General features: G+C 42.1%; 14 protein-coding genes and 1 tRNA gene. 3 read left to right on the top strand and 12 right to left on the bottom strand.

Annotated elements, in window-relative coordinates; all coding sequences use genetic code 11:
* Nucleotides 1–240 precede the first annotated feature (240 nt).
* Nucleotides 241–1,824, top strand: coding sequence for a stage V sporulation protein B (gene spoVB, locus EJP82_RS20300; protein WP_127193887.1), 1,584 nt, complete (start codon nt 241–243; stop codon nt 1,822–1,824).
* A gap of 18 nt (nt 1,825–1,842) precedes the next feature.
* Here spoVB and EJP82_RS20295 read toward each other — a convergent pair whose 3' ends face one another.
* Nucleotides 1,843–2,523: a DUF421 domain-containing protein gene (locus EJP82_RS20295; RefSeq protein ID WP_246054335.1), complete on the bottom strand. Its 681-nt coding sequence runs from the start codon at nt 2,521–2,523 to the stop codon at nt 1,843–1,845.
* Between the two features lie 199 nt (nt 2,524–2,722).
* Between EJP82_RS20295 and EJP82_RS20290 the strand changes: the two genes are divergently transcribed.
* Both EJP82_RS20290 and EJP82_RS20285 read left to right on the top strand, forming a co-directional pair.
* The gene (locus tag EJP82_RS20290) at nt 2,723–3,112 is read left to right on the top strand and encodes a TIGR04086 family membrane protein (protein ID WP_127193886.1); all 390 of its coding nucleotides are present in this window, start codon (nt 2,723–2,725) and stop codon (nt 3,110–3,112) included.
* Nucleotides 3,113–3,197: 85 nt separating this feature from the next.
* Complete coding sequence (locus EJP82_RS20285; RefSeq protein WP_246054324.1) at nt 3,198–4,019, top strand: phosphatase PAP2 family protein; 822 nt, start codon at nt 3,198–3,200, stop codon at nt 4,017–4,019.
* Nucleotides 4,020–4,093: 74 nt separating this feature from the next.
* On the opposite strand, the gene yajC is transcribed toward EJP82_RS20285, so the two are convergent.
* From yajC to EJP82_RS20230, 11 genes are all read right to left on the bottom strand, one after another.
* Nucleotides 4,094–4,417, bottom strand: a complete 324-nt coding sequence (yajC, locus tag EJP82_RS20280; protein ID WP_127193885.1) for a preprotein translocase subunit YajC — start codon at nt 4,415–4,417, stop codon at nt 4,094–4,096.
* Between the two features lie 34 nt (nt 4,418–4,451).
* Entirely contained in the window at nt 4,452–5,591 is a 1,140-nt protein-coding gene (gene tgt / locus EJP82_RS20275; protein WP_127193884.1) for a tRNA guanosine(34) transglycosylase Tgt, read from the bottom strand.
* 24 nt (nt 5,592–5,615) lie between these two features.
* Nucleotides 5,616–6,644 (bottom strand): tRNA preQ1(34) S-adenosylmethionine ribosyltransferase-isomerase QueA, encoded by a 1,029-nt coding sequence (gene queA, locus EJP82_RS20270; RefSeq protein WP_127193883.1) that lies wholly within the window; start codon nt 6,642–6,644, stop codon nt 5,616–5,618.
* An 8-nt stretch (nt 6,645–6,652) separates the two neighbouring features.
* On the bottom strand, nt 6,653–8,749 hold the full coding sequence (locus tag EJP82_RS20265) for a SpoIID/LytB domain-containing protein (RefSeq protein WP_342773689.1): 2,097 nt from the start codon (nt 8,747–8,749) through the stop codon (nt 6,653–6,655).
* 33 nt (nt 8,750–8,782) lie between these two features.
* A complete protein-coding gene (ruvB, locus tag EJP82_RS20260) occupies nt 8,783–9,790 on the bottom strand; it encodes a Holliday junction branch migration DNA helicase RuvB (RefSeq protein ID WP_127193932.1) in 1,008 nt (335 codons plus the stop codon).
* Between the two features lie 40 nt (nt 9,791–9,830).
* Nucleotides 9,831–10,448 (bottom strand): Holliday junction branch migration protein RuvA, encoded by a 618-nt coding sequence (gene ruvA, locus EJP82_RS20255; RefSeq protein ID WP_127193882.1) that lies wholly within the window; start codon nt 10,446–10,448, stop codon nt 9,831–9,833.
* Entirely contained in the window at nt 10,445–10,948 is a 504-nt protein-coding gene (gene ruvC / locus EJP82_RS20250) for a crossover junction endodeoxyribonuclease RuvC (RefSeq protein WP_127193881.1), read from the bottom strand. The genes ruvA and ruvC overlap by 4 nt, the downstream gene beginning before the upstream one ends.
* A 244-nt stretch (nt 10,949–11,192) precedes the next feature.
* Nucleotides 11,193–11,876 carry a BofC C-terminal domain-containing protein gene (locus tag EJP82_RS20245; RefSeq protein ID WP_127193880.1) on the bottom strand — a complete coding sequence of 228 codons (684 nt, stop codon included), beginning with the start codon at nt 11,874–11,876 and terminating at the stop codon, nt 11,193–11,195.
* A 217-nt stretch (nt 11,877–12,093) separates the two neighbouring features.
* Nucleotides 12,094–12,167, bottom strand: a tRNA-Pro gene (locus EJP82_RS20240).
* Between the two features lie 183 nt (nt 12,168–12,350).
* A complete protein-coding gene (locus EJP82_RS20235) occupies nt 12,351–12,521 on the bottom strand; it encodes an aspartyl-phosphate phosphatase Spo0E family protein (protein WP_127193879.1) in 171 nt (56 codons plus the stop codon).
* 171 nt (nt 12,522–12,692) lie between these two features.
* Nucleotides 12,693–14,114, bottom strand: coding sequence for a helix-turn-helix domain-containing protein (locus tag EJP82_RS20230; protein ID WP_246054323.1), 1,422 nt, complete (start codon nt 14,112–14,114; stop codon nt 12,693–12,695).
* Nucleotides 14,115–14,290: the final 176 nt, after the last annotated feature.

The following is a 14,290-nucleotide window of genomic DNA, read 5'->3' as shown; positions in this document are numbered from 1 at the left end:
CACTTCAACCTCTCAAGTTACATTCTACCCCATTTTGACAATTCCTGCTGTAAGACTTCTGAAATAAATAAGATCACTATGGAATTGCTATGTAATAAATAGATACCTCTTTTCAAACAATCTCTAAAAATGCGTGGTATGAAGATGGACAGGTTCTGCATATTCATAACTATTCATAACTACTTTAAACCTACATGTTATGAAGAATCTATGTTGACTTCCGGGAGAGAGGGAAATATTTTGAATAAGCAAACCTTTATCCAAGGTGCGATGATCCTAATGGTTGCGGGTATCGTTAACCGCGTTCTCGGATTCATTCCCCGTATACTTCTGCCTCGAATCATCGGTGCCGAAGGTGTTGGACTCTATCAATTAGGTTACCCTTTCTTTATCGTCCTAGTCACGATTATTTCAGGTGGAATTCCTTTAGCCGTAGCCAAACTCGTGGCTGAAGCAGAATCGGCTGGACAACCTGAACGTTCTGTTTCCATTTTGCGGACCAGCTTAATATTTACAGTTAGTGCCGGTATTCTGTTTACAATTTTGAGTATCATCGGGGCTCCTTGGGTAACACAATATGTTCTCACCGATCCTCGTGTTTATCAAACGTTTCTTGCTATGAGCCCGATGATCATTATCGTGGCTGTCTCTTCCGTGTATCGAGGTTATTTTCAAGGTAAACAAGATATGATTCCCTCTGCTATTTCTTCCATTATGGAAACGATAGCTCGCATTGTATGTGTTCTATGGTTCTCCTATTTGTTACTACCGATGGGCATTGCTTATGCGGCAGCAGGGGCGATGTTAGGTGTTGTTGCTGGTGAGATCGTAGGTATGGTCGTGATTTTGTGGCAGTATAGCAGGCTTCGGCGTAAGGAGAGACAGCATCCACCGTCTGCTTCCCACGCTACTCCTTCAACAACATCAAATAACAATACATTGTTCATGCCTTTATTCCGCCGAATTATGAACATAGCTATTCCTGTCACGGGTGGTAGGCTAGTGGGATCCTTATCGTATTTACTAGAATCAATCACGACCGCACAAAGCTTGGCTATTGCGGGTGTTGCAACGGCGATAGCAACCACTCAATACGGTGCACTACAAGGGATGGTCATTCCCTTACTTCTTCTGCCTGGGGCACTAACCTCATCCTTAGCCATCTCTTTGGTCCCTTCTTTAGCCGAGGCACAGGCACAAGGGGATATGAGAACCATCCATTTGCGACTTCATCAATCACTGCGACTTGCGCTAGTATCCGGAGCTCCTTTTGCAGCTCTGATGTATGTCCTTGCGGAGCCGATATGTATGTTTATATACAATGATAGTGAAATTGCAGGGATGTTAAAAGTGATGGCTCCATTTGCTTTGTTTCTTTACGTACAAGCCCCACTACAAGCTACACTACAAGCACTAGACAAGCCGGGTCGCGCTTTAATTAATACATTGGTCGGGGCTGTAATCAAAATTTCATTGATCTTTTACCTGGCTTCCAACCCCGACTTTGCTATATATGGCGCTATTATCGCCTTAATTGTTAACATGATAATTGTGACCGTTCTACATGGATATAGCGTAGCACGCATTCTGAAATTTCGAATTCCATTCCTTGATATCCTAAAGGTGATCAGCGTAATGGTTATTATGGCCGGAGTCGGCAAATATGTCTTCTACGAAATTGTAATCAGTTCTTCTCTAGGAGTACAACTTACCGCGGCCTCCGTAATATCTGGAATTCTGTATCTATTGTTAGCTGGCCTAATGGGATTAATTGATTTTAGCGACTTAAAGCGGGTTCCATTTTTCGGTAAGTTCCTACGGTAAGTCATACAATTCTTTGGGTTACTTATCCTTATTCGAATTGATATATACTTTGCCAGTATGATCAACAGAACATAAAAAAACATGTTTGAACTCCATAATGCCCTTGGATTGGATTTGGTTCTTTAACCAAAATCTAGTCTTACCGATTTGCTCCAGGTTTTCGTCCTGAACTTTACCATCCATAATCAGCGGCAGAGGAAGTGATTCATACTTCAGCATAGAAATAAGAGATTTTGTGCTCTTTGTTTTCTTGTGGCTTTCATTAGAGTTTCCACTATTTCCGTTCTTATCTTTATGCAGCACACTAAGTTGACCACTTGTTTCCAAGATTGCGAATTCTACATCCGCCACATTACTAATATTTTGAGATCTCAATTGCATAAAAAGATCATCTAGATTGTATCGCTGTTTCTTCATCACATCCCGGTTAATCTCACCATGTTGGATAATCACACTCGGTTTGCCATCCGTCCAGAGCCTAAGCTTGCGACTGTGAAGTGATAGCCTGGCAATACCAATCTGAATTAATAATAAGGTAAGCATGGGAACAAAACCTTCATACAAAGGGCGCTTGATATCCTCTAATACGAATACTGCGATCTCAGCTATCATTATTGAAATAACAAGATCAAAGATGGATAATTGCCCAATTTCTCTTTTTCCCATAATTCTCATGACAACAAAAACAGTAAAATACATGAGTACTGTGCGGAGAAAATGCGGCAAAATTTCAGTTATCACAAGAATTCCCTCCATTTCTGGAATCGAGCAGAACATAGTACTGCTATTCTGACCGTTCTCCCTCTATTCCATGCGTGAGCGAAATAAACATAATAAGTAATAAGATTCATGGCTTGACCATACAATGGTGGTATCACATTGATTGGAGGATCGCCTCATGCATTTCACCCGTCGTTTGACTGTTCGCCTCACTCATCCTACACTTTCCGGATTATGGTACGCTTTCTTATGGATGATGATCGGCGCTCTCGTATTATCACTGCTTCTACACTTCAGCCTACTCGAAGAATCTCAACTCCCCTGGTGCACTTATGTAGTCCATTCGATTTCAATTGTTATGGGAGGTATCGTATCTGGTAAACGTGCTCGGCAAAAGGGATGGTATCAAGGAGCCCTCACAGGCTTGTTATATGGAATTTTATTACTTTTAATTAGTTTCTTAGCTTTGGATACATCCCTCACTCTCTCCGATTTAGCCCTACTGATTCCAACATTCGTTCTGGGGGCACTCGGAGGCGTAATAGGAGTAAATGTAAGCGGAAAGTGAGCTGTTGTTTAGCCTAAAATTTCAAAATATCTCCTCCTATGGTAAACTGGTTTAGTCTTTAGTTAGCATAAGGAGGTTTCACGACTTGATTTTCGAATCCATACAAACGATATCGCTTCTTACTGGACTGATATCAATCATGTTCATCTGGATTTGCTCTACAAAAAATCCATTAACCGCTATTTCCTCTCTAGTGAGAGAATTGCTTACTTCAAGAAGATTTCTGCTTCTGGTTATCTTTATGGTTGGTGTTCTGCTCATCAATAAATTTGAACTTACATGGGAAAAACATATGGATTATAACGTTGATTTCACACCATGGGTATTCGAATTGGAAGGGCACTTTGTTCAAGCATTCCAAAATTTATTCCACTCGCCTTGGATTACACATGTGACCTCGTTCTTCTATCTTGTTGTGTTTCAGGCGCTCATCATCGCATCACTGGGAATTTTTGCGGGGGATCGCAGAGGAGTATTTCTATACGCAACATGTTTCACTGTAATTATTAACTACTTGATCGCAATTCCATTTTACTTGTTCGTCCCTGTAAATGAAGTTTGGTCTTATCCGCAATCAGGTGCGACTTTTATCATGCTAGAAGCCTTTCCAAACTTCAACACGATCTATCGTCCACTTTCTGGACTCGACAACTGTTTTCCTAGTTTACATACTTCCATATCCGTTTCCATGGCAATCCTAGCCGTACGTTCAGGGAACCGCCGCTGGGCCGTAATTGCAGTGCTCAGTGCCTTCATTATCGTTTTCTCCATCTTCTATTTAGGAATTCATTGGATGAGTGACATGGTAGCCGGAGTAGCTCTTGCCACACTTGCTTCTGGACTCGGTATCAAATTAGCCGAACGAGTATACAAACCTCATCACCAACCACTTCCTAGACGCAGCTAACTGTGAAAGTGCGCACAAAGGAAAGAGCCTGTGATCTAATCACAGGCTCTTTCCTTTGTTGTTTTTACGATTTGTTATCGTACTTCCATTTCCGTTTCGGAGCTAGTACTCGTACTATGACTAATCGAATTACGGTCAAATGTCAGTTTGGTCACATCATTGACACGTAGAACAACTGTATCGTCAGTTAACTCCACGATCGTTCCGTGCAAACCGCCAATCGTTACGATTTTATCGCCTTTTTTCAATGCATTTAACATACCATTACGTGTCTGCTGTTTCTTCTTCTGAGGACGAATCAACAAGAAGTAAAATACTGCAAACATGATTACAAAAGGAACAATCATCGTTAGTAAACCGCCGCTGCCACCAGTTCCAGCCGCTGCATATTGAAACATTTTTCTTCCCCCTTTCGATTATATCTTGTACCACTTAGAAACCTTTTGTATTGCCAATCAGACCATACTGCTCAAAAAACTCATCCCGGAAATCCAACAATCTATCATCCATAATCGCTTGGCGGATCTTACCCATCAAACTGATCAGGAAATACAGGTTGTGGTATGTAGTCAACCGAAGCCCAAAAGTCTCATCACTTTTGATTAAGTGGCGAAGATATGCTCGGGAGTAATTCCGGCAAGTATAGCATCCGCATTCAGGATCCAGTGGTCCGAAGTCCTTGGCATACTGAGCGTTGCGCACGACTAATCTACCTTGACTTGTCATTGTTGTCCCATTACGCGCTATCCTTGTTGGCAATACGCAGTCAAACATGTCAATACCGCGAATAGATCCCTCAATTAACGCATCCGGTGAACCAACTCCCATTAAGTAACGAGGCTTGTCCGTAGGTAGAAAAGGTACAGTGTAATCCAGCACTTCATACATGAGATGCTTAGGCTCGCCTACACTCAGTCCACCAATAGCATACCCCGGAAAATCTAGGGAAGTCAAATCTCTAGCGCTCTGTTTACGCAGATCTTCGAACATACCACCTTGAACGATAGCAAATAGTCCCTGATCATTCGGCCTAGCATGACTTTTAAGACAACGTTCCGCCCAGCGAGTCGTTCGTTCCATAGAATGCTTGACGTAATCATATTCAGCAGGAAAAGGTGCACATTCGTCGAAGGCCATCATAATATCCGGGCCGAGTGCATTCTGAATTTCCATCGCAACTTCTGGTGATAGGAACATTTTGTCCCCGTTCAAATGTGAGCGGAAATGCACACCCTCTTCACTAATCTTACGCATGTCACTTAAAGAAAATACTTGAAATCCACCGCTATCCGTCAATATAGCCCGATCCCAATTCATAAATTTATGAAGCCCACCAGCTTCCTTAATCGTTTCATGCCCTGGACGGAGAAATAGATGATACGTATTACTTAGAATAATACGGGCATCCATCTCTTTGAGTTCCTCAGGGCTCATCGTTTTTACCGTGGCCTGAGTACCTACTGGCATGAATACAGGCGTTTCAATGATACCGTGCGGAGTATGGACTCGTCCCAGTCTAGCTCCAGATTGTTTACAAGTTTTTATATGTTCATATCTTATTGGTGCTGTCACTATAATCAACCATCCTCGTTTGCTTTAATAAATTAACATTGCGTCACCAAAGCTAAAGAAACGGTACTGCTGTTCAATCGCTTCATGATACGCCTTCATAATATGTTCTCGCCCCGCCAATGCACTAACTAACATCACTAACGTTGATTTAGGTAAGTGAAAGTTTGTTAGCATAACATTCACAAGCCCGAAAGAGTAACCAGGATAAATAAATATCCCCGTCCAACCACTACTTGGGACAATTGGGCCCGTCCCACATTGCTGTGCCACCGTCTCCAAAGTCCGAGCCGATGTCGTACCTACAGCTATCACTCTTCCGCCTCTAGCTCTCGTCTCATTCAACTTATCCGCGGTTTCCTGCGACAGAATATAGTACTCATCATGCATCACATGGTCTTCTACTCTATCTACAGACATTGGACGAAACGTACCTAGTCCAACATGTAGCGTTACAAATGCGATATCGACGCCTTTTTCTGCAACCTGGCTAAGTAGTTCCTCCGTGAAATGAAGTCCGGCAGTAGGTGCCGCTGCTGAACCCTCAACCTTGGAATATACGGTTTGATAACGCTCACGGTCGTCAAGCTTCTCCTTAATATATGGAGGAAGAGGCATTTGACCTAGACGGTCCAATATTTCATTGAAGATACCTTCGTAAGAGAATTTGAGAATTCTCCCACCCATATCACTTTCAGCCTCAATTGTTGCCTTAAGTTCATCTCCAAAGATGATTACGGCTCCATTTTTCAGCTTCTTTCCCGGCTTAACGAGTGCTTCCCAGCGGTCATTACCAACATCTTTGAGTAATAACACTTCCGCCTTCGCGCCGGTGTCTTCTTTGATACCAAACAATCGTGCAGGGATCACACGCGTATCATTTAATACGAGTGTATCCCCAGGACGTAGATAGTCCAGTATATCGGTAAACACATGGTGCTTGATGCTACCGTCTTCTTTATTCAAAGTTAATAGTCTGGAGGCACTCCGTTCCACGAGCGGGGTCTGAGCAATTAACTCCTCCGGAAGATGAAAATCATATAAATCTACATTCATAATACGCTTCAGTCCTTAGTAATAGTCACATTCTGATAGTAGTGTTGCAATATTTGTAGGTAATCATACCCCGCATCTGCCATTCCCTTTGCCCCCCATTGGGACATTCCGATGCCATGGCCATACCCTTTACCAACAAACATAAATTGATTGTTCTGATCGACAACTCGCGCAGTCCCGCTTCCATCCATAACGACCATATTCCCGCCGCTCCATGTCTTGGAACCTGAAGCCGACAAAACAGTTGTTGCCGTTGTTGCAGTACCCGTAGTTGTAATGTCCCCGGCACCTTGTACAGTATACCTTCCGGTAGCTACAATATCAAACAATGTACTCGGCAATCCGTTTAATGCAGACCGCAGGGAATCTGGATTCTTCACACCCAACACTTGCCCATTCGCCTTCACTTCAGTCACTCGTCCAGAAGGTCCTCTTTGGGAAACTTCTAGATTAATGATAGGAGATGGTGCATCCGGTGAAACCTTACCTTTTAGAGATTTCAGCAATTGATCCGAAGTAAATGGTCCACGAATCCAAGCATAGGAGCTTGACTCGTCCACTTTAGCCAATGCAATGACCTGATCCCCTGGATTTATTTTGGCCACTGGATTAACATCAGATTGAATCAAAGGTAGCGGACGTACATTAACAGCACTAGATGTTACAGTTAATTTGGATAAACCAGCAGAGGTATTACTTCCGGATAAAACAACATTGTCTTCACGTACATATCCTGTTGTACCATTCGATAAAAGTACATAATACCACGATTTCAATGAAGACTGAGCTACCTTATCCTCATCACTACTCACACTAGTAAATGTCGAGTTGATGCTATTCCACACTTCCGAAGAATCTGCGGTTACTCCCCCACTATTGGATGAGAATATTCCTTCAACAACCTTACCATTGGACTTGATAACCTCACCCGCCGTACTGTCTACAGCTTGTATTACACTAGCAACTTCATTATCAACACCGTTATATTTTTGGCTTAAAGTGGTATCCACAAGCCCAGCCACTTTGAATTTGTTAATCCCTGCATTATAAAGCGCATAACTACGTGCTGCCACGGCCTGAGCCTTTAACGACTCCTTAGGCCAAGAACTTGGTACTTCAGCAGCAACTACAGAATATAAATATTGCTCTAAAGGAAGTTCATTGACGAGAGCAAGTTGTCCGTTCACTGAACTAACCTCGAACTCTCCCCGATATTTACGCGCTGACCGTTCAACTACCTGAGTAATCATGTCACCATTTCCTGAAATCATAAATTTAGCCCCGTTACCACTAAGTTCATAATGAGACACGGCAGAAGGTGTTGTTAAATTAAGTGTTACATCACGGTGAAGGATCAGTGCAGGGTCCGTATTGTTAACAACAGTTATCTGGAGATTACCTCCAACTTGGTCTAGTTGCCCCTTAGTTAACGTTAATTCCGCTTCACTTGTAGCCCCGCCTGTCCAAACAGCGTACTGCTGTGGACCTGTCAGCACTGCAACAGCATCGATACCTTGAGATGTTAACGATTGACGAAGCGATTCGGCTTCGCCCTGACTTCCAAAGGTTCCTACTGAATAATAATTGCTTCCCTTGGCAACGGGCTTTTGTCCACCTAACTGACTGGAAATAGAGCTTTCAACACGACTCGCCGCTTTGTTCGCTTCATCTACACTAGCATAGGGTCCTGTAAATATTTGATATACAGTTCCTGCCGGTTGATCAAGGGCAAACACAACAGGTCGATCCGTTGTATTCTGAAGCTTCTTAGCTGCAGCTGACACCACGTTCCAGTCCGAGCTTTGAAGCGCCTTTACTTTATATCCGTCTACACTGAAGCGAACAGACTCTCCGGCTGCTAAATTAGCCCATGCGTCCCAACCATTCTGAGGACTGACTTTCCAAGCTGAATCTGCCTTAAGTGTAACTGCTGGTATAGTCGATCGATAAGTCGTGCCCATATCCAGGTACATAGCAACTCTAACGCGTGTATCTGGTAAAGAATCAGCAGATGCCGGAAGTTGCAACGCAGTAGCGAGCAGAAGACCCGCCAATATTCCCTTGCCCCACTTAACCATCGCAAATGTTCGTTTAGTATCTTTCACGTTGCAAATTCCTCCTTCATGATGTATAAAAAATTATCGCAGATCCTCAGGTATAGGTAACCCCAAATGATGATAGGCAGCCGGAGCTACAATTCGTCCCCTAGGTGTACGTTGTAAATAACCAATTTGTAGTAAATAGGGCTCATACACATCTTCGATCGTTTGACTCTCTTCTCCAATTGTTGCAGCAATCGTGTCCAATCCAACTGGACCACCACGAAAACTTGTAATCATAGCTCTCAGCATTTTGTGATCAATCTGATCTAGGCCCATCGGATCCACTTGTAACATTTGCAGCGCTTCGCTTGTGATATCAGATGTTATGAGGCCGTCACCACGAACCTGAGCATAGTCTCTAACCCGCTTCAACAAACGATTAGCAATCCGTGGAGTCCCCCTAGAACGAAGTGCGATTTCATCAGCGGCATCTCCAATGATTTCAATCCCAAAAATGTCAGCTCCGCGGCTCACGATATAACTTAGTTCATCCACACTATAGAATTCCAGCCGGCTAACTACCCCGAATCTATCCCTTAGTGGGGCCGACAGAAGTCCAGCCCGGGTCGTTGCTCCTATCAAGGTGAACGGGGGTAAATCAAGTCGAACCGAACGAGCACTAGGTCCTTTACCGATCATAATGTCCAGCGCGAAATCCTCCATCGCCGGATAGAGAACTTCCTCTACAGTCCGATGTAGACGATGGATTTCATCTATAAAGAGGACATCTCCCTCTTGCAAATTCGTCAGTAGCGCTGCCAGATCACCAGGGCGTTCAATAGCCGGCCCAGATGTCGTGCGCAAAGTCACACCCAATTCGTTAGCGATAATATTCGCAAGCGTTGTCTTACCAAGTCCTGGCGGACCGTAGAGCAAGACGTGATCGAGTGCTTCCTTGCGCATTTTAGCTGCCTCTATATAAATTTGTAAGTTTTCTTTGATTCGAGTCTGTCCAATGTATTCTGCTAAATAACGAGGGCGAAGGCTGAATTCCACCGCCTGGTCTTCCATCATCAAATTCGTGGATATGATACGGTCTTCCATCATCGCTCACTCCCTTTCCTTACATACTTCAACCTTGTTTTTAACCTGCATATAGTAACTTAAGGGCCTTCTTCATGACTGAATCGACTGCCTCATCCGAACTTACGTTATCCTTCAATACTTGCCATACTCGGTCTAACTCAGCATCCGTGTAACCAAGAGCCTTCAATCCCTCTCTGGCTTCAGGCCATCCAAGATTATTATCTTGGGGAATCTCCATCCCACTAGGAATGGGATCAAACAGAGATGCTCCGCCCATTTCTTCCAACTTGTCCTTCAAATCTATTATCATACGTTGTGCTGTCTTTCTACCTATCCCTGGTAGTTTAATTAAAAAGTTAATATTCTCCTGCTGAATGGCCGTAACCACAGCTTTAGGATTCCCCCCGCTAAGAATACCGAGCGCTACGCGTGGTCCAATCCCCGATACTTCAATCAGTTTGCGAAATAACTTCTGCTCTTCTTTGGTCTCAAATCCGAACAGCAGAATCGCATCTTCACGAACATTATGATGAATATATATCGTCACTGGCTCCTCATTCTTAGCAGCGAAGCAATAAGGATTTGGACAAAACACACGATAACCTACACCATGAACATCTAATACAACGTATTCTCTCTCGAGTTGAGCAACTTGTCCCCGTAAAAAATCGATCATGATCGAAGTACCTCATTTATCTTAGAATTTAATGTATAAGAGTGTGCATGACATATCGCAACAGCCAGTGCATCCGCTACATCATCGGGCTTTGGAATAGCCTGAAGTTTAAGGAACATCCGGGTCATTTCTTGAACTTGCTTCTTCTCTGCCTTACCATATCCAACGACAGCTTGCTTGACTTGCATCGGTGTATATTCTGATACAGGCAGTCCTTTTTGAATTGCAGCCAATACAAGTACGCCTCTGGCTTGTGCAACTGGCAATGCTGTGCTTACGTTACGATTGAAGAAAAGTTTCTCTAGCGCTACCATATCTGGTTGATATTTTTCGATAAGCTGAACCATCCCTTCATAAACATGAAGCAGCCTCTCTTCTTCTGGCGTATGCGCCTTTGTCTGAATACACCCATACTGTACTGGTGTACATTTGCTACCTTCTTTATCAATAAAACCAAAACCGACAATTGCTAAGCCGGGATCAATACCTAATATTCGCAAGCCTAATCTCTCCCCAATGTTCACATTAAGCGAACATATGTATTCAATTTTATTATAGCAAAGATAACACGATTAGAGGAAATAGTTTGGCAAAAATAAGATAGGCGCTCTCTACAAATGAATAAATGACAAAGACGGTATAGCCACAAGGCTATACCGTCATATAATAATATTATGTTGAGACTCTACACTCTGATTGCGAGATCGTACATTATTGCACCAACCATACTCGAGAGCGAGTTAGTCAGTTTTGTTGCATTACCTTCTCAGTTTGTTCCAAGGCATAGTCACTAAAAGTTGATAATACACTGTTGTACTCTTCGACATCTTGTATTCGAATTCCCTCTTGAAGCTGCTTTAACACTTCATCAGGCAGAACACTCTCCATCGTTTCTACATCTAGCTGAAAAAATGTTTTAAGCACCTTTTCTTTTTTCGGAGGGCCTTCAAACAGACTTAAGTTACCCATATTATCGATGCCTATATATCCATTTCGTTTACAAATGTCGGACAATCCGTTAATTCTTTCATCCAGCCACACATCTCCGCCAGCCCCCAAATGTCCTTCCCAATCTGGGTGCTCCTTCAGCAGTGAAGCAACTTCCTCCGGTCTCATAATGCCAAGAACGTCACTTTCTTCACCGCATGTATAAATTTTATTTAAATGTACGATCCGCGCTTGGTCTGTTTTCATAAGGGTCTCTACCCACTCTTTAGGAGGTTCTGAAGGTGCCGCAGCGTCCATGATCATGCCGAGCGTTTCTTGAACGATGGGCTCTTTAGTCATTAAATCCTCCATTTGTTCAGACAACAGTAACCCGATCCAAGCCATCATAGCAACCAAACCACATGCACTAATGGTCCAAATTGCGCGTCTCCATCTTTTCCATCGGCTTCTGAGTTGTTTTTTAATTTGGAAGATATTCACGATAATCCCCTTCTATCGGACTTTATTGTATATTGTGGCCTTCGAGATCTACAAATATACAACAATTGTCACTTAGGACAATCGTATGGTTTTCACCATACACAGTTTGAGTAACCTGACATTTGGATAAAATACAAAAAAAGCATCTGCTAGGATACAACTCGGAGGAAAACTCCCAAGAAATATCTTTTGCGATGCTTTGATTGTTCTAGCTAAATCGGGACGACACGATTTGAACATGCGACCCCCTGGTCCCAAACCAGGTGCTCTACCAAGCTGAGCTACGTCCCGTAATTAAACAATACTAAAAAAAACCGATAGTCAGATAATATCACGAATGACATAGCAATACAAGGAATATATTAGAATACAGAAGTATAATGAATAACTTCCTAAGTTAAACTCTATTTTTCGCATACTAAAAAAGATTGATTTGTGACATATTTCACACAACCTCTCAGAGTAAACGCAGATTTATTTACTACAACTATACATTGCTCTATTATACATATTAATTAATTCATCTAATCTCATAGACTGCTTAATTACCTTTGGATGTACAAACCCGCCGTGCTTCTTTTCCATTCGATAAAGCTCTATTCTCTCACATTCAATTCTCTTCTGAATAACCTCAGCTTCTCTCATTAACACGACCCCCTATGTAATATAATAGAGGCAAATGTCAAAATATAGGTTTTACTCCAGAATGCAGTATAGAGGGGATTGGAGAGCACTCCCTACGACCTATTCATTAGCAAGCTAATTGTCCTAATAAAAAAAGAGCGTTCTCGGATTACTCCGGGAACGCTCTGCTAATTAACTATACGTATAGTTATCACTATCCGACTCCATAATTAATAGATTCGATACAGCAAGATTATTATTTTGCACGTTACAAATTAGATTTTTATAAATTATTTGGGATTCAAGCGATGCGGCATAACGGAATTGTTCAAATAAACCTACATACCTAATAATACAAATCTTACTATTAATTTTAAGAGCTGATTCGAGTCCTGCCAGCATATATTTCATGCCTTTTTCATATTCTCCCCTGTTCATATAATATAGGGTTAATTCCGCCATAAAATGAGCATAACGATCTTCGATAACCAGCGGAGTATACCTTCCTTCTTCTCCTTGTCGAGCTTTAAATTCAGGAATCTGATGCTCAAAGCGAAGGAGTATATCATCCACATTAAATTGGTTGCGATTAGCAATTTGAAGTATCATAAATAAGGCTAGAAGAATTTCTTCTTCATATTGTTCAATATAAGCTACATACTCAGGGAGGACCTCGATTTCTCCCTTCATGAGCCTAATAAGATAGGAATTAGCTTTGGCCCACATTTTACATTGATTCATCAATCGATGCGATTCCTCAGTATCCTCACGTACCCAACTCATATCCGAGTAGAGAGAAACATATTGTAATCCTAAATCGTAATCTCCGCGTTCAACACAAACACTTGAGCATAGTATATGAGCATATAAGATATATGCGAATAATGGCATGGTGGGATCTTTATGAAATTCCTCCTTTCTACTTTGTTCATATCTGTATTTGTAATGAATATTCGCTAAACGCTCCATTCTCTTTGCGACCTTATCCATTTTATCCCACATATGCAAAGTAAGATATGTATTTGCTAGATCCTTCATGGCATCAAGCTGATCCATTTCATCAAGTCGGCCAACAAATCCTTCAAATCGCAATGCCGCTCGAAGGTTCTTTGCATGATCCTTACATAACGCCAAGATAAATAATCGATACTGACAAAGTGCCAACCTTTCTGAATGCTGATACTTTTCGCTTTCGGCCACTCTCTCATATAGTAGCGCCGCAGCAGCACGCTGTCCTTGCTTAAATAAGTCTTCTGCTATATCGAATAATAAGGGAGTATAGGATAGATTGTTAGTCATCATCTCCAATAACCTACCAATGCAATCTAACTTGTCTAACTCCGCACAACGATATAATAGTGGCCGAAGACGCCTCCAATTAAGGGAAGGATGGGTAAAGCACTCGTCTACATATAAATCATAGAAAGTTCCTTCCTTTAGTCCCATGCCCTCTGTGATATGGTCTAATTTCGGTATAGAAATAGAGCGATTACCGTTAATAAAACTACTCAGAGTTCCTGAATTCACTCCCGATACTTCTGCAAATTGGTTAATAGTTATGTAATTTTTCTTTAGGTAGTCTTCCAATTCTGCACGGATGGTCTTCTGATTCACAGTCAAAGTCACCTTCCACCACTCTAATCTCACAACGTACACTGAGTAACCGTAACATGAATCCTAATTTAATATTCAGAAAAAAAGGACGCTCTCGGATATATTCCGTCAACGCCCTACTAATAAAGATCACCCTAAAAGTTTTACAATCCACCAGAACCATGAGTAAGAGTTTT

It is taken from the genome of Paenibacillus anaericanus (assembly GCF_003994475.1).
Lineage (GTDB): Bacteria > Bacillota > Bacilli > Paenibacillales > Paenibacillaceae > Fontibacillus > Fontibacillus anaericanus.
The sequence above is the reverse complement of the archived record's forward strand: the minus strand, read 5'-3'. Positions and strand labels throughout refer to the sequence as shown.